The following is an 18353-nucleotide window of genomic DNA, read 5'->3' on the forward strand; positions in this document are numbered from 1 at the left end:
CTTATTTGACCTTGCATATTTGTGAATTTCCCCAACTCTCTACATGGGCGTATTATTTTCAATTTCAACCGCTGCGTGATGGATGCCGCATCGTAACCAGTTCTTCGGCCAATGTCGGATGGACCGCCACGGCTTGATCAAAATCCGCTTTGCTCGCCCCCATTTTGATCGCAATCGCAACCATTTGGATCATTTCGCCGGCTCCGGGGGCGATGATATGACAGCCCAAAACCTTTTGGGAAGCTTGATCGACAACCAATTTCATAAAGGTTTTTTCGTCCTCTTGCGCAAAGCCTTGGCGCATCGGCTTGAATTGGGTGGTGTAAATATCAACCGGGCCTTTGGCGCGTGCTTCTGCCTCGCTCTGCCCGATCGTGCCCAATTCTGGCTGGGTGAACACGGCCGTAGCGATCAAATCATGGTCAACCGCCACCGGCTGGCCTTGGAACACGGTGGAGGTGAACGCCATAGCTTCGCGGATCGCCACAGGCGTAAGGTTCACCCGATCGGTCACATCGCCAATCGCATAGATCGAGGGCACAGAGCTTTGCGAATAGGCATCCACTTCGATGGCACCATTCGGCTTTTGCCTTACCCCCAGCGTTTCCAAGCCCAAAGCATCACTATTGGCGCGCCGACCAGTTGCAAACATCACCTGGTCAAACATGGCTGTTTCGCCATTGCTATCGGCAACCAAAAGGCCCTTCTCGGTTTTTTCGATCGATACAACATTTACGTTGAGGCGCAGATCAACCCCGCGCAGCAGCATTTGCGCGGCCAAATGGCTGCGGGCTTCGTCATCAAAGCCGCGTAAAATTTGTTCTCCGCGGTAAAACTGCGTGGTTGCAACGCCAAGCCCGTTCATAATCCCTGCAAATTCACAGGCGATATACCCACCGCCGACGATCAAAATGCGTTTGGGCAGGGTCTTTAATAAAAACATTTCATTTGAACTGATCGCATGCTCAATCCCGGGGATATCCGGCAAAACTGGGCGGCCGCCAGTGGCCACCAATATATGCTCTGCCGTTATGCGCGTGCCATCTGCCAGCTCAACGCAATGCGGATCCACGATGCGGGCGCGGGCGTCAAAACTTGTAACGCCGGCCCCGCTGAGCAAGCGCCGATACACCCCCTCTAGCCGATCAAGCTCGGCGTGCAAATTGCCGCGCAATTTCGACCAATCAAACCGGACATTATCGATCTGCCAGCCATAGGCTTTTGCTTGGCTGGGCATCTGGCTATACTCGCTGGCATAAACCATCAGCTTTTTCGGCACGCAGCCCCGAATCACACAGGTGCCGCCATAGCGATCTTCTTCGGCAAGGCCGACTTTCACCCCCAACTCACCAGCCGCAACGCGCGCCGCGCGCACGCCGCCGGACCCACCGCCAATAACGAATAAATTGAAATCAAACCGCATCTTCAGCGCCCTAAATCGGCCAAGCGTGCGGCTTGATCTAGATCGATCTGGCTGGCCTCTTCAGTGCCTGTGGCGACATCCGTATAAGATACCCGCCCATCCGAATGGCCGATCACCAATGCGCTGCAGATACCAATGAACAATCCATTTTCAACCACCCCCGGCACTTGGTTCAACGCCTGCGCTAAGGCTGCGGGATCGGGAATAGTCTGAAGTTCAAGATCCAAAATATGGTTGCCCTCATCGGTAACAAAAAGGCCCGCTTGGCCCGGCCTGAATTTGATATCAGGATTGGCGAGTCCCAAATCTTCCAAGGCGGCTTTGATCAAAGTTTCGCTTGCGCGTTTGCCAAAGCCGATCACTTCCACGGGCAATGCAAACTTACCCAGCCGCGCCACTTGCTTGTCAGAATCGGCGATCACCACCATTCGATCACTGGCTTTGGCAACAATTTTTTCTTGCAGCAGCGCGCCGCCACCGCCCTTTATCAAAGAAAACTGGGCGTCCACCTCATCGGCCCCATCAATCGTTAAATCAAGCCAACCGGCTGCATCGAGCGTGGTTAATGGGATCCCAAGCGCACCGGCCAGCGCCGCGGTTTGCTTGGATGTTGGCACGGCTTGAAAGCGCAAACCTTCCTCGTGTTGGCGCGCCGCCAGGGCGCGGACCAACCACGCTGCGGTGCTGCCAGTGCCCAAGCCAACCTTCATACCCGTTTCAACCAATTCAGACGCCCGTTTGGCAGCAGCGAATTTCGCCGCATCTGCAGCAGCCAGCGGTTGGCTCATCACGCGATCTCCCTTTTAAACCTCCGCCATCCATAAAGCACTCTTGCTCGATGTGCGAGGGGGCTTTTGTGTTAATCCAATCGACTTTGGGTTGCTTTTTGTCCTATCAGCGGCGAATTTCTTATCGAAAGGTCGTTTTTCTGTCTAAATCTAAACAGATGCAAAGTTAGAGAGGCGCATCGGCCTCTAACTTTGAAACGTGATACTATTTTGATATTGAAGCATCATTCGTTTACAGGATCTGATTTTAAAAGGATGAATGATCATGTTCCTCTCTGTTTTTGATCTATTCAAAATTGGGATTGGCCCGTCTTCATCGCATACGATGGGGCCAATGCGTGCCGCTGGGCGGTTTTTAAACATGATGCGTCAATCGCCCTTTGAATTTGGCGGGATCAAACTGCGCCTTCATGGGTCTTTGGCCTTTACTGGCATTGGGCATGCCACGGATCGGGCCTCTATTCTTGGATTAGCGGGTTTCACCCCTGCCACTTATAATGCCGAGGCCGCCGAAACCGTTTTGGCACAAATTGCCTCTACCGGGGAAATTACACCGCCAGATTTACCCAGCCTTAAGTTTAATAAGAAAGAAGATTTGGTGTTTGATTACGGACCAAATCTGCCCGGGCATGCCAATGGAATGGTTGTAATGGCCACTGATGCGCAGGGTGATGTCGTTCTACAAGAAACCTATTATTCGATCGGTGGTGGGTTTGTATTAACCGCGGCGGAACTGGCGCAAGGCAAAGATGTTGATACCGGCCCCGCAGTGCCCTATCCGTTTCACTCTGCCAAAGAAATGTTGGAGATGTCGCGCACATCGGGGCGCAGCATCGCCGAGATGAAGCGGGCCAATGAATTAACCCGCATTACACCAGCGCAGCTTAAAGCCAACGTCGCGCAGATTTGGGGCGTAATGTCTGATTGCATTGATCGCGGTCTTGCGAGCGAGGGAATTTTGCCTGGCGGTTTAAAAGTGCGCCGCCGCGCCAAAGGTGTGGTGGATCAGCTGCGGGCAGAGCGCGGGTTAAACCTTGCGCCGCCGCATACGATCAACGATTGGATGAGCGTATACGCGATGGCCGTTAACGAAGAAAACGCAGCCGGAGGGCAAGTGGTCACGGCGCCGACCAATGGCGCGGCCGGCGTTGTGCCCGCGGTGATCCGCTATTATCTGGATCATGTGCCCAGCGCGCATAGTGCTAAAATTGAAGTTTTTCTGCTGACGGCGGCCGCGATTGGCGGGCTGGTCAAATATAATGCCTCAATCAGCGGCGCCGAAGCCGGATGTCAGGCAGAAGTCGGAAGCGCCAGCGCGATGGCCGCAGCTGGTCTTTGCGCTGTGCTTGGAGGCAGCTCAGAGCAAATCGAGAATGCGGCTGAAATTGCCTTAGAGCATCATCTTGGGATGACCTGCGATCCGGTTGCAGGTTTGGTGCAAGTGCCCTGTATCGAACGCAATGGCCTTGGCGCGATTAAAGCCGTCTCCGCCGCCAGTTTGGCGTTGCGCGGCGATGGTCAACATCTGATTCCGTTAGATGCCTGTATTGAAACGATGCGACAAACTGGCGAGGATATGAATGCCAAATACAAAGAAACCTCGCTGGGCGGTTTGGCGGTAAATGTTCCCAATTGCTAAAACCCTGCGGAGCACCAGCGCCTTTTAAAATCTTCAGCAGCCGCGCTGAATAATAAGGAAGACCAATGTCTGTACCGACGAGCGCCCCTTCAGCACTGAGCAGCGATCGGGTTGTTCTGGGCATCGCCATGATGCTTGGATTTTGTGCCTGCGCGCCTTTGTTAGATGTGGCCGCAAAACTGGCGGCAGATGAAATTCCAGTGGCACAGATTACCACCGCGCGCTTTGCGGTGCAGAGCGTTATCATGTTTCCGGTGGCGTTGCTTTTGGGCTTTTCTCTTCGAGTACCGCGGGCTTTGATGGGGCCATTGATTGCCCGTGCTGTATTTTTAATTGCTTCAACCTATTGTTTCGTTGCGGCAATTGCGGTGATGCCGATCGCCGATGCATTAGCGATCGTTTTTGTCGAACCGTTTATTCTTTTGCTCTTGGGGCGGTTTTTCTTTTCCGAACCAGTTGGTTCGCGCAGATTAACCGCTAGCCTTGTGGGGTTTTGCGGAGTGATTTTGGTAATACAACCCAGTTTTTCAGCCTTTGGAGCCGTGGCTTTCTTTCCTTTGGCAACCGCCCTGACCTTTGCGCTCTACATGTTGGTGACGCGCAGCATATCGCAAAGCCTTCACCCAATTCCCTTGCAATTTCACACCGCCGTGGCGGGAACGTTTTTGTGTTTGCCTTTCTTGATCTGGGGGTCTTCAACAGAATCACCCCTTTTCGCACCGGTGATGCCAGTCGGGATTTTTTGGCTTTGGTTATTCGCTGTGGGCGCCTTTGCCTCTATCTCACACCTGCTGATCAGCTATGCGTTAAAGTTTGCGCCCTCAACCACTTTGGCGCCCCTGCACTATCTTGAAATCGTGAGTGCTTTATTCTTTGGCTATTTGATTTTTAACGATATTCCCAACCAGACGGCCATCATCGGTACAAGCATTATCATCGGCTCCGGGCTCTATGTGTTTTACCGTGAGCGGAAGCTTGAAAAATTAAAACAACTTTAGATTGCAACTGGTCTTGTTTCAACCTATAGTAGAAACATGGAACAAAATCGCACCCTTCTCGGTATCGGCTTTATGCTGCTTTTCTGTACACTTGCCCCGCTAGGCGACGCCTTAGCCAAAATCCTTGGCCAGACCGTCGCTCTGGGACCGCTCATTTTCATTCGCTTCGCCATACAGGTGATCATCTTGGCGCCAATGGCTTTGGCCATCGGAGGCAGCTGGCATTTTTCTGGCAAGTTTTTAACCCTCTCTGCAATTCGCACAGTGCTGCAAATCACGGGGATCGCGATAATGGTAGTGGCCTTACAATATTTGCCGCTTGCCGATGCTGTTGCTATTGTTTTCATCCTGCCATTGCTGGTGATCTTACTCGGCTGGGCCGTGTTAAAAGAAGACGTCAGCAAAGAACGCTTACTGGCCTGCGTGGTGGGCTTCATAGGTACATTGATGGTCATACAACCGTCATTTCAAGAGGTGGGTTTCTATGCGCTTCTACCGCTTCTCGTGGCGTTTATTTTCGCAATTTTCATGTTGATTACGCGTTTCATCACCCAAGAAAACGATGTGATTAAAGTCCAAACCGTGAACGGTGTTATGGCGGTGGTTCTGATTGCCCCTGCGCTGCTGATCTTTAAGGACGGCTCTGTGCCACTGTTTGATTTTTCCACCATCAGCTCGAATAAAATCTTTTTGTTGATCAGCTTTGGCTCTGTGGGCACCTTTGCCTTGCTCAGCATGACCTGGTCGCTCAGCTATCTGCCCTCAGCGACCACGGCGCCGCTGCAATATTTGGAAATTCCGATCGTCACCTTATTTGGTTGGCTTCTTTTCTCAGAACTGCCGAACCCACTTGCATCGGCGGGCATTGTGATAACGATGGCCTCAGGTCTATACGTTATGTTCCACGAGCAGGCCAAGACGGCGCAGCGTCCAGCGCTGCAGCGACCTGCGCAAGATGTAATCGCGGCAGAATAACCAACATTTTGGCCTTCTCTGGCTGAAGCCGAAGCGCACCACTCACCTTATTTGACGTTCCAACTTGACCATCGGGTTGGAATGTTAGGCCGTGCGTGGGCCAATATAGGCCCTCTGATAAGATTTTGACCGGTGCCATAGGAAATAAAGACAGCCGCGTTTCAAGCGGTAAATCCAGCGAAAGCCGCGGCGGTGCCAAAAAGACGATATCCTCAGATCCCAAAAGAATGCATTTGCGGTGGGGATAGCGCACCAATACGGTTTGAGCTGTCAAAGCGTGATCAAACCGTCCCCCTAAAAAGCCGACCCCGAAGATCATCGGGGCGGCAAGGCGAGCCAGCGATTTTTCAAAATCGGTGCTGTCTTGTTCAGCAATTGGAAAAAATAGGTTACGCTCCCACAGCTGCTGGTGTTCCAAAGCAACAGAATCCATATCTCCAATCACCGCCAGCGGGTCAACGCCCAGTGCGCGCAAATGGTTCACCCCCCCATCTGCAGCAATCGCTTTCGGAGCAAAATTAAGCGCAAAGCGCAGCAAATCCGCGGCAAGCGGCGCTGCGCCAACCAACGTGACCGGATGCGAGTAAGAAAATTGCGGCTCCATCGGGATCATCCCTTTTTCAGATCATCTTTCGGCAAAAACCGCCAGAGCAAGTTCATACCCGCAGCCCTGCGGTTACACCTGCCTTCAGGCGGCGTCACAACATCCGGCAATGCCGGCAATTCGCGGTTCAAAGCCGCGCTATAGCGCATCATCCTGATCGGGATCAGCTTGTCCGATACCGCGAAATATAAACCGCAATGGAAACGCCCAAAGCACCCCAAGCACCACATAGACAAGCAGCTCAACAAAAATTGAGGGGCGCTCAAAGACGCCAACCAGATTAACCGCCGCCACCACGTAAAGCGGCAATCCAATCACCAACACAAATAATGACCAGCGCCGCCGAGCTTTATAACTTAACTCCAAATCCTATCTCCCTGTTAGCCAAACCTAAACCGTTTTAATCCGCGAAAGGATCTGTCACCAAAATCGTGTCATCCCGCTCGGGTGAGGTTGAAACTAGCGCAACCGGACACCCTATCAACTCTTCCACGCGGCGCACGTATTTAATTGTGTTGGCGGGCAAATCTGCCCAGCTGCGCGCGCCTTCGGTACTTTCGCTCCAACCTGCCATTTCCTCATAGATTGGAACGCAGCGGGCCTGCTCATCCGCAGCTGTCGGCAAATAATCCAATTGGGTGTCATCAAGCATATAGCCTGTACAGATTTTCAAGGTCTCAAACCCGTCCAAAACATCCAGTTTTGTAAAGGCGATGCCGCTCACGCCGGAGGTGGCGCAAGTTTGGCGTACGAGGGCTGCGTCAAACCAGCCGCAGCGGCGCTTACGCCCCGTGACAACGCCAAATTCATGGCCCCGCTCTCCCAAACGCTGCCCATCCGCATCGTCAAGTTCGGTGGGAAATGGCCCCTCACCCACGCGGGTTGTATAGGCTTTAACAATGCCCAGAACAAAATCAATGGATCCTGGCCCAACGCCGGATCCTGTCGCCGCTTGACCCGCGATCACATTTGACGAGGTTACAAAGGGATAGGTTCCAAAATCAATATCAAGCAAACTGCCCTGCGCGCCTTCAAATAAAATGCGATGCCCTGCTTTGCGCTTTTCTGCCAAAACTTTCCAAACGGGCGCCGCGAATTTTAGCACGCTTGGCGCAATCTCCTGCAGCGCAGCCAATAAAGCTGTGCGGTCAACTTGAGGCAGCCCCATACCACGGCGCAATGTATCGTGATGTTGCAACATACGATCGACGCGCGTTTCAAGCGTGGCCGGATCGGCCAGATCTGCAACGCGTATCGCGCGCCGCCCAACTTTATCCTCGTAGGCGGGGCCGATACCTCGGCCTGTTGTTCCAATTTTCGCCACATTGTTTTGCGTTTCGCGGGCTCGGTCTAATTCTCCGTGAACGGGAAGAATCAAAGGGGTATTTTCCGCCACCATCAAGTTTTCAGGGTTAATCTCGACCCCTTGGCCCGTCAACTTGGCAATTTCCTCGCGCAGATGCCAGGGATCCAGCACCACGCCATTGCCAATCACCGATAATTTTCCGCCTCGAACGATGCCAGAGGGCAAAAGCGAAAGCTTATACACTTGGCCTTCAATCACCAGCGTATGACCAGCATTATGACCGCCTTGGAACCGCACGATCACATCGGCGCGTTCGCTCAGCCAATCGACTATTTTGCCTTTTCCTTCATCGCCCCACTGAGCGCCGACCACAACGACGTTTGCCATAAAGGACCTTTCAAAATAAGTTAAAACCCGCGCCCGTATAACGAGGCTTTGCCCAAGAGTGAACCTCGAATTTTGTTAAGAGTTCATTTTCAATCGGGCAAGCGCACCGGCGCCCCATGCGGCGTTGATACATAAGCTTTTTGCCATGCGGTTTTCACGCTCGCAAGCTGGTCTAAGCTGGCCATATCCAAGCGCTGCAAAACGGCTTCGAGGGTTTCCAACCAAACCAAAAAATAATCTTCGCCGCCGTTTAATTGCTTATCCAAACCGCGGCGCGCCAGCCCTGCCCCGAACCAGCCCGTCCACTCGCTCCAGGAAAAATGCCCCTGTTCATTCAAACAAACGGTCACAGCAAAAAGATCCGCGTGCCATGGTTGCTCAAAGGCGGGTGCGGGTAACTCGGCCCTCATAGCGGTTCCAAATAACTGTGCCACAAATCCAGCATCACCTGATCCAGATCGCTCTCAGCATCTTCCCACAGATCACTCGCAGCAAAGCTGAGCGTATATAGTGGCTGCGGCGCTTCACCCGCGCTATGGGCGTTGCTATCGGGAAAAACATGGTTGCCATGAAGCCTGATGATGGTGCCCACCTGCCCCATAACATAGGCGGGAATACGCGAATGCCCACCAGCAACAGCAAGGTTGCCACTTCTGCGCACCCGCAGCTTTTGCCCAAGTTCAAACGCGATACCGTTACCGGCCTCTGCGCGCAATGTGGGGCCGCCGCTGGACAAGACAGCCGCCACTTTAGCAGCCGGCAAACGCCGCTGTTGCAGCTCTGGGGCGGCCGGTTGGGCGGATAGAGACGTCAGCTCTTCTGCGGTGACAATTGATTTTGCCACCAGCAAATCTGTCAAGCCTGCGAGCCATTTTTCATAATAGGAAAACCGCATGTAATCGCGCGGCTCCAAACATTCGCGCGCGTGGCGTGATTCATCCAGCGACCATCGCCCGAGGCTTCCGGCCGCGAGCGTAAGCGCCAAAGCATGGGCTTGCCACTCTTCTTTAAAAACCGGCTCGGGATCCGCCTCTCTGCGAACGGGGCCATCACCAAACCGTCCGCCCATATCATGCACGCGGCTCATGCCGGGCTCTGAACGATGGCGGTGCCAATCATCGCATCGCGCGTGACCAATGCGGCCAACGCCTCGGCGCTCCACCCTTGCGTACCCGCGGGTTGCTGCGGGATCACCAAATACCGAATTTCGGCGGTTGAATCCCAAGTTTTCAAGGCGACATCCCGCGCCAATTCAAGCCCGAACTCTGCCAGAACTTTTCGCGGCTCGCGCACCGCGCGGGCGCGGTATGCATCCGATTTATACCAGCCTGGCGGTATCCCCAAAAGGGGCCAAGGATAACAACTGCATAAAGTACAAACGACAAGATTATGCTGCCGATCGGTGTTTTCCAACGCCACAATATGTTCGCCTTGACGGCCATAAAACCCCATCTGGGAAACTGCAGCGGTTGCATCTGTCAAAAGCGCTGCGCGAAATGTCGGCTCTCGCCAAGCGCGCGCCACAACGGCCGCACCGTTTTGAGGGCCAATTTTATGTTCATATGTCTCGATAATCGCGTCCAACGCAGCCGGATCCACCAGCCCTTTTTCGACCAAAAGGCTTTCGAGCGCCTTCACCCGCAGGGCAGGATCTGAAGGCAGCAAACTATGCGGATGCGCGTCATCTGAATGATCATGGGGCATTAAAACACTCTGACAAGGCGTTTGTCGCAGGTCAAGCGGCTATTGCCCCTTGCCCCGAGGCTAAAACTTACCTATCTAGCCGGAGCTTGTATAAAATTGGGTTTGACATGGAAAACGTCGTTCTGACCATTCATTTGCTTCTGGCTTTGGCACTGATCGCTTTGGTGCTGCTGCAACGCTCTGAGGGCGGCGGCCTTGGTCTTGGCGGCGGTGGCGGTGGCGATGGCGTGATGTCTGGGCGGTCAGCTGCATCGGCCTTAACCAAGCTCACATGGATCTTCGCGGTGGCATTTATCATCACGTCATTAACCTTAACGGCGATCGCCGCGCGCAAATCAGCCGGCTCTTCAGTTATTGACCGGCTAGGCGGCGCAAGCGCCGTTCAAAGCGAGCAACAAGGCGACTCGCTGGATACCGATGCGCTTTTGCCACCGACGCCCCCAACCGAAGCGCCCCTGGTTCCAAGCGCCGACTGAGCAGCCAATCCTTGAGGGTGGTGAAATCACTGCAACATTATCTTGTGGTGATATTGCCTAACGGCACCGAATCCTTTATTGCTTAACCCCCGTGAGCCTGCCTGTTTCACGCGTGAATTCAGGCGGTACATTCGGAAAATTTGCACCGAGAAACCCACGGGAGACAGCCAAATATGGCAAGATTTATTTTTATCACAGGCGGCGTTGTTTCTTCTTTGGGCAAGGGATTGGCCTCGGCCGCCTTGGGCGCTTTGCTGCAGGCCCGCGGCTATAGTGTGCGATTGCGCAAGCTCGATCCTTATCTGAATGTAGATCCTGGCACGATGAGCCCGTTTGAACATGGCGAAGTGTTTGTGACCGATGATGGCGCTGAAACCGATTTAGATTTGGGTCATTATGAACGTTTCACGGGCGTGGCGGCGCGGCAAACCGATTCTGTGTCTTCCGGTAGAGTCTATTCTACGGTTTTGGAAAAAGAACGCCGCGGGGATTATTTGGGTAAAACCATTCAAGTGATCCCGCATGTGACCAATGAAATCAAAGATTTCATCAAAATTGGCGAGGATGAAGTTGATTTCATGCTTTGTGAAATCGGCGGGACGGTTGGCGATATCGAGGGCCTACCATTTTTTGAAGCCATTCGTCAATTCTCGCAGGAAAAGCCGCGCGGCGAATGTCTTTTCATGCATTTGACCTTGTTGCCATTCATCAAAGCCAGTGGCGAGCTGAAAACAAAACCCACCCAGCATAGCGTTAAAGAATTGCGCTCAATCGGCATTGCCCCAGATATTTTGGTCTGCCGCTCAGAGGGCCAGATTCCTGAAAAAGAGCGCGAAAAACTGGCGCTGTTTTGTAATGTGCGGCCGGAAAGCGTGATCGCCGCGCAAGATTTAAAATCGATCTATGAGGCTCCCTTGGCCTATCACCGCGAAGGCTTGGATCAGGCGGTGCTTGACGCGTTTCAGATTGCTCCGGCTCCGAAGCCGGATCTCGCGCGTTGGGAAGACGTGGCCGATCGGATTTACAACCCCGAAGGCGCAGTGAATGTTGCGATTGTAGGAAAATATACGCAATTGGAAGATGCCTATAAATCGATCGCGGAAGCCCTTACCCATGGCGGCATGGCCAATCGCGTGCGCGTGCAAATTCAATGGGTCGATGCGGAAATTTTCGAAAGCCAAGATGTGGCGCCGCATCTGCAAGGCTTCCACGCGATCTTGGTGCCAGGCGGGTTTGGCGAGCGCGGCACAGAAGGCAAGATCAAAGCCGCCGAATTTGCCCGCCAGCACAACGTGCCTTATCTGGGTATTTGCCTTGGCATGCAAATGGCCGTGATCGAAGCGGCGCGCAACGTGGTTGGGCTGAAAGCTGCAGGGTCAGAAGAATTTGACCATGAAGCCGGAAAACGGCGCTTTGAACCCGTGGTGTATCATTTGAAAGAATGGGTGCAAGGAAATCACAAAGTGGCGCGCAGCGTCTCAGATGACAAAGGCGGCACGATGCGCCTTGGCGCCTATGACGCCGCTTTGCTAGAAAACTCAAAAGTTGCAGACATTTATGGCACGCAAAAGATCGATGAACGCCACCGGCATCGCTATGAGGTGGATATCAAATATCGTGACCAGCTGGAAGCTGCGGGGCTACGGTTTTCCGGCATGTCCCCTGATGGCCGGTTGCCAGAGATTGTCGAGTGGACAGATCATCCCTGGTTTATCGGCGTTCAGTTTCACCCCGAGCTGAAATCAAAACCCTTTGATCCGCACCCGCTATTCAAAGATTTCATTCGCGCCGCAAAAGACGTCTCACGGTTGGTTTGAATTTGAAAACGGCTTGGAATATGGCTGTGGTTTTTGGCGTTCTTCAACCATCCAAACACGTTTAAAGCATCGCTATGCTCTCTTATCAACATAGCTATCATGCCGGGAACTTGGCAGATATTCACAAACACGCGGCTTTGGCATGGGTGTTGAGCTATCTGCTTAAAAAACCCAAACCTCTGAGCTATATTGAAAGCCATTCAGGCCGCGGATTATATGATCTTACCTCGCGCGAATCTGTGAAAACGGGCGAGGCCGAGGCGGGGATCACACTGGCGTTAAAAGCCGAATGGTTTGAGCCCGCGCACCCTTATTTGCGTGCCCTGCAAGACTGTCGCGCCTTGCATGGGCCGCATGCCTATCCGGGCTCGCCCATGATTGCCGCCTCACAGCTGCGCAAAGAAGATCATCTTCATCTGGCCGAATTGCACCCGCAAGAACACGCCGCTTTGCGGGATAATCTGGCGCAATATAAAGCCAAGCTTTACCTCCAGAATGGCTTGGAGTTGCTGCAAGCGCTCTGCCCACCCACCCCGCGGCGCGGTTTGGTTTTGATGGATCCCAGCTATGAACTTAAACAAGATTATGCTGAAATCCCCAAAGTGCTTACAAAAATAACGCGCAAATGGAACGTGGGCAGCATGATGCTTTGGTATCCCCTGCTACGCAGCGCGGCCCATAAGGAAATGTTGGCGCAGTTGGAAACGATATATCCAGAAGGGTTGCGCCATGAAGTTGTTTTTCCTCCCGCAAGAGAAACCCATAGAATGGTTGGCTCTGGCCTCTTCTTCATCAATCCGCCCTATGGGCTAATGGATGAATTGGCACGCCTGTCTTTCTGCTTTAAAAAAGGCCAAACGCAGTAACCGGCGCGCAAACGAACCGCAGCGCTACCTTTATTGAAATTTAATCTCCCGCCCTATCTGATCTATTAGGGCCCTTACTCAGAAAGCATCACATATGTTCGGATCTTTTTTAAAATCCTTGCTCGAACCCCAAGCAGAGCCGCTTCACGACGAGGATGCGCGCCTCGCTATGACCGCTTTGCTGGTGCGTTTGGCCCGCGCGGATAATGAATATGCAGCCGCAGAAATCCACCGCATAACGCAGGTGATTATGGCGCGCTACAAACTGGCCGAACCAGAGGCGATCGCACTGCGCGAAACCGCAGAAACTTTGGAACAAGAGGCTCCTGACACCGTGCGTTTTACCCGCGCCATTAAAGACCGCGTTGCCTATGAAGACCGGATTGCAGTTGTGGAAGCCTTATGGCAGGTGGCCTTGGCCGATGGCAATCGCGACGCGGAAGAAGACGCGCTGTTGCGTCTGGTTGTCAGTTTGCTGGGGGTTACAGATGTCGATAGCGCCTCTGCACGCCGCCGCGTGATGCAGGCATAAGAAACAAGGCCACCCGCACAGCTAAAAAACCGCAAAAACATCTGCGAGCAGATATTTTTTGATTGCATAACCTTTTATTTTACGGCGTAGTGCGAGCCTGAACAAAACGCCGAGTTGATATTGCCACAGCCAAAAGATGTTATTGAGATCTCCAAACTTCACAAATCCTATGGAGATTTGCAGGTTCTTAAAGGCGTGAGCCTGACCGCCCGTAAGGGGGATGTGGTATCGCTGATCGGATCTTCCGGTTCGGGAAAATCCACATTGCTGCGCTGTGTGAACTTACTGGAAGATAGCCAACAGGGCGAGATCCTGTTTAACGGCGAGGCAGTGCTTTGGAGCGCGGGGAAATATAACCGTATGCCAGCCGATAAACAGCAGGTGCAAAAGATACGCACCAATCTATCTATGGTGTTCCAACAGTTTAATCTATGGGCGCATATGACCATATTGGAAAACGTGATGGAGGCACCCGTCACCGTGCTCAAACGCCCCCGGCCCGAGGTTGAAACAAGCGCCCGCCGCTATCTTGAGCAGGTGGGCATTGGCGATAAATGCGATGCCTATCCGGCGCAATTATCAGGGGGGCAACAGCAGCGCGCGGCGATTGCGCGGGCGCTATGCATGGAGCCCGAAGCCTTACTATTTGATGAACCCACCTCAGCGCTTGACCCTGAGCTGGAACAAGAAGTTATCCGCGTGATCAAAGATCTTGCGGCCGAAGGGCGCACGATGCTGCTCGTTACTCACGACATGAAATTGGCCACTGATGTGTCAAATCATGTTATATTTTTGCACCAAGGGCTTATCGAAGAACAAGGCGCGCCGAAAACCGTTTTCGACGCGCCGAAATCTGACCGGCTGCGACAGTTTTTAAGCTCGACTGTGGCGGCGTAACATGACCAAAGGGAGATCTATCATGACTATCCGTCTTTTAACTGCGGCAGCATTGGCGCTGTCAACTGGCATTGCATTTGCCGGCGATGTGGTGCGCATGGGCACAGAAGGAGCCTATCCCCCATATAACTTCATCAATGATGCTGGCGAGGTTGACGGCTTTGAGCGCGAATTGGGCGACGAGCTCTGCGCGCGTGCCTCTTTAACCTGCGAGTGGGTTGTCAATGATTGGGACAGCATTATCCCAAATTTGGTATCCGGCAATTATGACACAATCATCGCCGGTATGTCGATCACAGCCGAGCGGGATGAAGTAATTGATTTTACAAGCAATTACACGCAGCCTGATCCATCTGCCTATATGGCATTATCGGAGTCGGCTGATTTGAGCGGCGGCGTGATTGCAGCGCAATCAAACACCATTCAATCAAGCTATATCGCCTCTTCCGGTGCCACTTTGGTGGAATTTGCGACACCAGAAGAAACCATTGCCGCGGTGCGCAATGGCGAAGCTGATGCAGTTCTGGCCGATATGGCCTATCTGACCCCAATCGCGGATGAAAACGCCGATCTGATGCTGGTGGGTAATAAAGTGATGCTGGGCGGTGGTGTTGGCATGGGCATTCGTGAAAGCGATGGCGCATTGAAAGCAAAATTTAGCGCAGCGATTGACGCGATGAAAGCCGATGGCAGCTTGAACGCTTTGATTACCAAATGGGAAATCGGCGAAACATTCTAAGCCGAAACACCGTTTTGATCGGGCCTTGGCTTTGGCTAAAAGGTCCGATCTTTCCCATCCCAACACCAATTGGGGGATGTTATTTTTTCTTTTTGTACAAATCCTGATCTGCTGGCAGATGCGCAGTGGTGGGCCTGTTACCTGACAACCGGCAAACATGTTGGATTGTATAGGGCTGTGGGCACCGTTTTGCTGCTATTATTGATCACCGCGCCCGTGGTATTAGCTCTGGGATTTCTTGGCGCAATGGCCGCGCGATCAAGCACGCTTATTTTCAGCCTGCTCGGCCGGGGCTATGTCGCGATCGTGCGCGGCGTTCCCGATATCGCGTATTTTCTGTTTTTCGTTATTGCTTTGGATCAAATCCTCGAATGGATGCGCCACAAGGCATTGTGCCGCGATTGGTCAGAGCCCATTCGCCAAGGCAATGATTTTGTGGTCTGCGATGCGGCCAAATTGCCGCTGTCCAGCGCCGCCCCTTGGGTGCATGATCTATACGGGTTTGCGCTGGCGGTTTTCACCTTTGGTATTGTATTTGGGGCCTTTGCCTCCAACGTCATCTATGGCGCGATGCGCGCAGTACCAAAAGCACAGCTTGAAACAGGCGCTGCTTATGGAATGAGCCAAAGCCAAGTTTTCTGGCGCATTTTAGTGCCGCAGATGTGGGTATATGCGCTGCCCGGGCTTGGTAATATTTGGATCCTTTTAATAAAAGCCACACCCCTGCTGTTTTTGCTTGGCATTGAAGATATCGTGTATTGGGCCCGCGAATTGGGTGGCACAAAAACCGCAAAATTCACCGATTATCCGCATGGCGATTACCGCATGTGGTATTTCTTTGCACTGCTGGTGTTCTATCTGGCCTTCACAAAATTATCTGAAAACGTTCAAACCCGCTTGATGCGGCGGCTCAACCAAGGCCAAGCCACGCTGGGCGGCCAAGCGCAAGCGCGAGGATCCGCATGAGCTGTTGGGACACAATTGCAGAGTATGGCCTTAGATCGCTGGGCATCGGCGAGCGGCTCTTACCACGCTCGGATTTCACGCTGTGTCAACAATTCACGCTGATCGGCTCGGGGATGATCTGGAACGTGTATTTTGGCGTTTTGGCCTTGGCAGCTGGTTTCTTTTTGGCCACAGCGCTGGCGCTTGGCAAAGCGTCACACCGCCGCCTTTTACGCAAACCCTGTGAGTGGTTTATTTTTATATTCCGCGGTTCGCCTTTGTTTATCCAGCTTTTTTTCGCGTATTTTTTATTTCTGGGTTTGAAAAGCAACGTGCCCGCCTTTGCGCCTTTAACCTCGGCCTGGATGGGTGCGCTGCTGGTGCTGTTTTTGAACACAGCCGCCTATTCTGCCGAAATTTTTTATGGCGCGCTGCAATCCATTCCAAAGGGGGATTTGGATGCTGCTGATGCTTATGCGATCTCTGGATGGGCGCGGTTTCGCCGGATCATCTGGCCGACCATGTTGCGGCTGGGTTGGCCTGGTTACACCAATGAGGCAATCTTTTTATTTCACTCTACAACGCTGGTGTTTTTTTCAGCCTTTCCCGCCTGGCAGCAACGCGGAGATGCCTTATATTACGCCAATTACTTTGCCGATAAAACATTCAACCCTTTTATTCCCTATCCAATTTTAGCCGGGTATTTTGTTTTGCTGACTTTTTTGATTTTGGTCCTTTTTGGCCTTATCAACAAACGCCTTAACCGGCACCTGCCCCCCGATCAAACCGCGCGCTTGAAACTGCGTCCAATGCTAATTCGCTAGATTTTTCAAGCCATTTTCTTTATGCAAAATCTGTCCAACCCCACCGCTAGGATGCTGTGAGTGATTCAAATAGACAAACAAGGGCAGACCAATGGATCTGGATGATTTCGATACGTTTCGAATTGCAACCTGCGATTTAAACGGCCAAATGCGCGGCAAGCGCATGCCCCAAAAAGATCAGGGAAAATTAGCCTCCGGCGATCTGCGTATGCCATTATCTGCGTTAAACGTAGATATTTGGGGGGCCGATATTGCCAATAGCCCGCTCTTATTTGCCTCTGGTGATGGCGATGGCTATCTGCTGCCAACCAATCGCGGGCCTGTACCAATGCCCTGGCTTGACCAGCCAAGCGCATTGGTGGGAATGTGGATGTTTGAAGAGGATGGCCGCCCTTTTGAAGGGGATCCTCGGCACGCATTGGCCCAAATTCTGGACCGCTACGCCGCGCGCGGATGGCAAGCTGTGGCCGCCACCGAGCTTGAATTTTATCTGATCGATGACAGTGCTGAAAGCCCGAGGCCGCCGAAAGACCCCGCCAGCAATCGCAAAATCAACTCCAGCGCGATTCTATCTTTGCAACAGTTAGACGCGTTTGAAGCCTTCTTCTCAGAGCTTTATCAAAGCTGCGCGCAGATGGGGATCAACGCGCAAGCCGCCTCATCTGAAGCGGGCATCGGGCAATTCGAAATCAGCCTTCAACATGGCGATGCATTGCGCATTGCGGATGACACATGGCTGTTCAAAACCTTGCTCAAAGGCGTGGCACGCAAGCATGGCTATGCCGCAAGCTTTATGGCCAAACCCTATCCAAACGATGCAGGAAACGGCTTACATCTGCATTTTTCGGTGATTGATGAGGCTGGAGGAAATATTTTTGATGACGGCACAAAACAGGGATCACCGCTGCTTCAAAACGCCATCGCAGGCTGCCTTGCCACGATGCGTGCCGCCACCCTTGGCTTTGCACCTCATGCCAATAGCTATGCGCGTATGGATCCAGAAAACCACGCCCCCACATCAATTTGTTGGGGATATGAAAACCGCACGACCGCGCTGCGCATTCCCGCAGGCGCGCCCAGTGCTCGGCGGATCGAGCATCGTGTCGCAGGCGGCGATATAAATCCTTTTCTGACGCTCGGCCTTATACTGGGTGCGGCGTTGCTTGGCATCGAAGATGATCTTATACCGCCGCCGCCCATCACAGGCAACGCTTACAGCCAAGATCTACCACAATTGATCCATAGCTGGTCTGAAGCGATAGATATGTTTGAAAACGATCCGATGATTGCCCGAATCTTACCCGCACAACTTATTGAAAACTTTTCTTTAACCAAACGCCAAGAACTTGACGGCTTGAAGAATATTCCGCAAGAAGAGCACTGGAAAACATATCTTGAAACCGTGTAAACTGAACCTGCAACGATACAACGCC

The 18353-nt window shown here is 52.8% G+C and carries 20 protein-coding genes; 12 read left to right on the plus strand and 8 right to left on the minus strand.

The features are described from left to right. Positions 1-64: 64 nt before the first annotated feature. Positions 65-1423, minus strand: a complete 1359-nt coding sequence (gene gor, locus GN241_12510; GenBank protein XAT58102.1) for a glutathione-disulfide reductase — start codon at positions 1421-1423, stop codon at positions 65-67. Between the two features lie 2 nt (positions 1424-1425). Then, complete coding sequence (gene rpiA / locus GN241_12515) at positions 1426-2211, minus strand: ribose-5-phosphate isomerase RpiA (protein ID XAT58103.1); 786 nt, start codon at positions 2209-2211, stop codon at positions 1426-1428. A gap of 265 nt (positions 2212-2476) precedes the next feature. Here rpiA and GN241_12520 point away from each other — a divergent pair, with 265 nt between their 5' ends. From GN241_12520 to GN241_12530, 3 genes are all read left to right on the plus strand, one after another. Then, the gene (locus tag GN241_12520) at positions 2477-3850 is read left to right on the plus strand and encodes an L-serine ammonia-lyase (protein XAT58104.1); all 1374 of its coding nucleotides are present in this window, start codon (positions 2477-2479) and stop codon (positions 3848-3850) included. 131 nt (positions 3851-3981) lie between these two features. Then, on the plus strand, positions 3982-4848 hold the full coding sequence (locus GN241_12525; GenBank protein XAT59277.1) for an EamA family transporter: 867 nt from the start codon (positions 3982-3984) through the stop codon (positions 4846-4848). Between the two features lie 36 nt (positions 4849-4884). Next, positions 4885-5823: an EamA family transporter gene (locus GN241_12530; GenBank protein XAT58105.1), complete on the plus strand. Its 939-nt coding sequence runs from the start codon at positions 4885-4887 to the stop codon at positions 5821-5823. Here the strand turns inward: GN241_12530 and GN241_12535 are convergent. From GN241_12535 to nthA, 6 genes are all read right to left on the minus strand, one after another. Continuing rightward, entirely contained in the window at positions 5744-6427 is a 684-nt protein-coding gene (locus GN241_12535; protein ID XAT58106.1) for a thiamine diphosphokinase, read from the minus strand. The genes GN241_12530 and GN241_12535 overlap by 80 nt on opposite strands. A 138-nt stretch (positions 6428-6565) precedes the next feature. After that, complete coding sequence (locus GN241_12540; GenBank protein XAT58107.1) at positions 6566-6793, minus strand: DUF2842 domain-containing protein; 228 nt, start codon at positions 6791-6793, stop codon at positions 6566-6568. Positions 6794-6827: 34 nt separating this feature from the next. After that, positions 6828-8120, minus strand: a complete 1293-nt coding sequence (locus GN241_12545; GenBank protein XAT58108.1) for an adenylosuccinate synthase — start codon at positions 8118-8120, stop codon at positions 6828-6830. Positions 8121-8209: 89 nt separating this feature from the next. Continuing rightward, complete coding sequence (locus GN241_12550) at positions 8210-8530, minus strand: nitrile hydratase accessory protein (protein XAT58109.1); 321 nt, start codon at positions 8528-8530, stop codon at positions 8210-8212. Beyond that, positions 8527-9207 carry a nitrile hydratase subunit beta gene (gene nthB, locus GN241_12555; protein XAT58110.1) on the minus strand — a complete coding sequence of 227 codons (681 nt, stop codon included), beginning with the start codon at positions 9205-9207 and terminating at the stop codon, positions 8527-8529. Before nthB ends, GN241_12550 begins: the two co-directional genes overlap by 4 nt. Further along, positions 9204-9824, minus strand: coding sequence for a nitrile hydratase subunit alpha (gene nthA / locus GN241_12560; protein XAT58111.1), 621 nt, complete (start codon positions 9822-9824; stop codon positions 9204-9206). The genes nthB and nthA overlap by 4 nt, the downstream gene beginning before the upstream one ends. 107 nt (positions 9825-9931) lie before the next feature. Between nthA and secG the strand changes: the two genes are divergently transcribed. From secG to GN241_12605, 9 genes are all read left to right on the plus strand, one after another. Further along, the gene (secG, locus tag GN241_12565) at positions 9932-10300 is read left to right on the plus strand and encodes a preprotein translocase subunit SecG (GenBank protein ID XAT58112.1); all 369 of its coding nucleotides are present in this window, start codon (positions 9932-9934) and stop codon (positions 10298-10300) included. Positions 10301-10473: 173 nt separating this feature from the next. Beyond that, positions 10474-12117, plus strand: a complete 1644-nt coding sequence (locus tag GN241_12570; protein ID XAT58113.1) for a CTP synthase — start codon at positions 10474-10476, stop codon at positions 12115-12117. Positions 12118-12191: 74 nt separating this feature from the next. Beyond that, positions 12192-12983, plus strand: a complete 792-nt coding sequence (gene rlmJ, locus GN241_12575; protein ID XAT58114.1) for a 23S rRNA (adenine(2030)-N(6))-methyltransferase RlmJ — start codon at positions 12192-12194, stop codon at positions 12981-12983. A gap of 94 nt (positions 12984-13077) precedes the next feature. Then, positions 13078-13515: a TerB family tellurite resistance protein gene (locus GN241_12580; GenBank protein XAT58115.1), complete on the plus strand. Its 438-nt coding sequence runs from the start codon at positions 13078-13080 to the stop codon at positions 13513-13515. A gap of 120 nt (positions 13516-13635) precedes the next feature. Continuing rightward, entirely contained in the window at positions 13636-14412 is a 777-nt protein-coding gene (locus GN241_12585) for an ATP-binding cassette domain-containing protein (GenBank protein XAT58116.1), read from the plus strand. A gap of 22 nt (positions 14413-14434) precedes the next feature. Next, positions 14435-15151, plus strand: a complete 717-nt coding sequence (locus tag GN241_12590; protein XAT58117.1) for a transporter substrate-binding domain-containing protein — start codon at positions 14435-14437, stop codon at positions 15149-15151. 81 nt (positions 15152-15232) lie between these two features. Continuing rightward, positions 15233-16117 (plus strand): ABC transporter permease subunit, encoded by an 885-nt coding sequence (locus tag GN241_12595; protein ID XAT59278.1) that lies wholly within the window; start codon positions 15233-15235, stop codon positions 16115-16117. After that, a complete protein-coding gene (locus tag GN241_12600) occupies positions 16114-16920 on the plus strand; it encodes an ABC transporter permease subunit (protein XAT58118.1) in 807 nt (268 codons plus the stop codon). The genes GN241_12595 and GN241_12600 overlap by 4 nt, the downstream gene beginning before the upstream one ends. Positions 16921-17011: 91 nt before the next feature. Beyond that, a complete protein-coding gene (locus GN241_12605; protein XAT58119.1) occupies positions 17012-18328 on the plus strand; it encodes a glutamine synthetase in 1317 nt (438 codons plus the stop codon). The last annotated feature ends 25 nt before the right edge of the window (positions 18329-18353 follow it).

Source organism: Rhodobacteraceae bacterium IMCC1335 (assembly GCA_039640495.1).
GTDB lineage: Bacteria > Pseudomonadota > Alphaproteobacteria > Rhodobacterales > Rhodobacteraceae > Thalassovivens.

What these genes read in the sequence shown, in the direction of transcription:
- secG (XAT58112.1), top strand. Translation starts at nt 9,932, where the DNA reads ATGGAAAACGTCGTTCTGACCATTCATTTGCTTCTGGCTTTGGCACTG.
- GN241_12600 (XAT58118.1), top strand. Translation starts at nt 16,114, where the DNA reads ATGAGCTGTTGGGACACAATTGCAGAGTATGGCCTTAGATCGCTGGGC.
- rpiA (XAT58103.1), bottom strand. Translation starts at nt 2,211, where the DNA reads ATGAGCCAACCGCTGGCTGCTGCAGATGCGGCGAAATTCGCTGCTGCC.
- GN241_12525 (XAT59277.1), top strand. Translation starts at nt 3,982, where the DNA reads ATGCTTGGATTTTGTGCCTGCGCGCCTTTGTTAGATGTGGCCGCAAAA.
- GN241_12590 (XAT58117.1), top strand. Translation starts at nt 14,435, where the DNA reads ATGACTATCCGTCTTTTAACTGCGGCAGCATTGGCGCTGTCAACTGGC.
- gor (XAT58102.1), bottom strand. Translation starts at nt 1,423, where the DNA reads ATGCGGTTTGATTTCAATTTATTCGTTATTGGCGGTGGGTCCGGCGGC.
- GN241_12580 (XAT58115.1), top strand. Translation starts at nt 13,078, where the DNA reads ATGTTCGGATCTTTTTTAAAATCCTTGCTCGAACCCCAAGCAGAGCCG.
- rlmJ (XAT58114.1), top strand. Translation starts at nt 12,192, where the DNA reads ATGCTCTCTTATCAACATAGCTATCATGCCGGGAACTTGGCAGATATT.
- GN241_12545 (XAT58108.1), bottom strand. Translation starts at nt 8,120, where the DNA reads ATGGCAAACGTCGTTGTGGTCGGCGCTCAGTGGGGCGATGAAGGAAAA.
- GN241_12605 (XAT58119.1), top strand. Translation starts at nt 17,012, where the DNA reads ATGGATCTGGATGATTTCGATACGTTTCGAATTGCAACCTGCGATTTA.
- GN241_12520 (XAT58104.1), top strand. Translation starts at nt 2,477, where the DNA reads ATGTTCCTCTCTGTTTTTGATCTATTCAAAATTGGGATTGGCCCGTCT.
- GN241_12570 (XAT58113.1), top strand. Translation starts at nt 10,474, where the DNA reads ATGGCAAGATTTATTTTTATCACAGGCGGCGTTGTTTCTTCTTTGGGC.
- nthB (XAT58110.1), bottom strand. Translation starts at nt 9,207, where the DNA reads ATGAGCCGCGTGCATGATATGGGCGGACGGTTTGGTGATGGCCCCGTT.
- GN241_12530 (XAT58105.1), top strand. Translation starts at nt 4,885, where the DNA reads ATGGAACAAAATCGCACCCTTCTCGGTATCGGCTTTATGCTGCTTTTC.
- GN241_12550 (XAT58109.1), bottom strand. Translation starts at nt 8,530, where the DNA reads ATGAGGGCCGAGTTACCCGCACCCGCCTTTGAGCAACCATGGCACGCG.
- nthA (XAT58111.1), bottom strand. Translation starts at nt 9,824, where the DNA reads ATGCCCCATGATCATTCAGATGACGCGCATCCGCATAGTTTGCTGCCT.
- GN241_12535 (XAT58106.1), bottom strand. Translation starts at nt 6,427, where the DNA reads ATGGAGCCGCAATTTTCTTACTCGCATCCGGTCACGTTGGTTGGCGCA.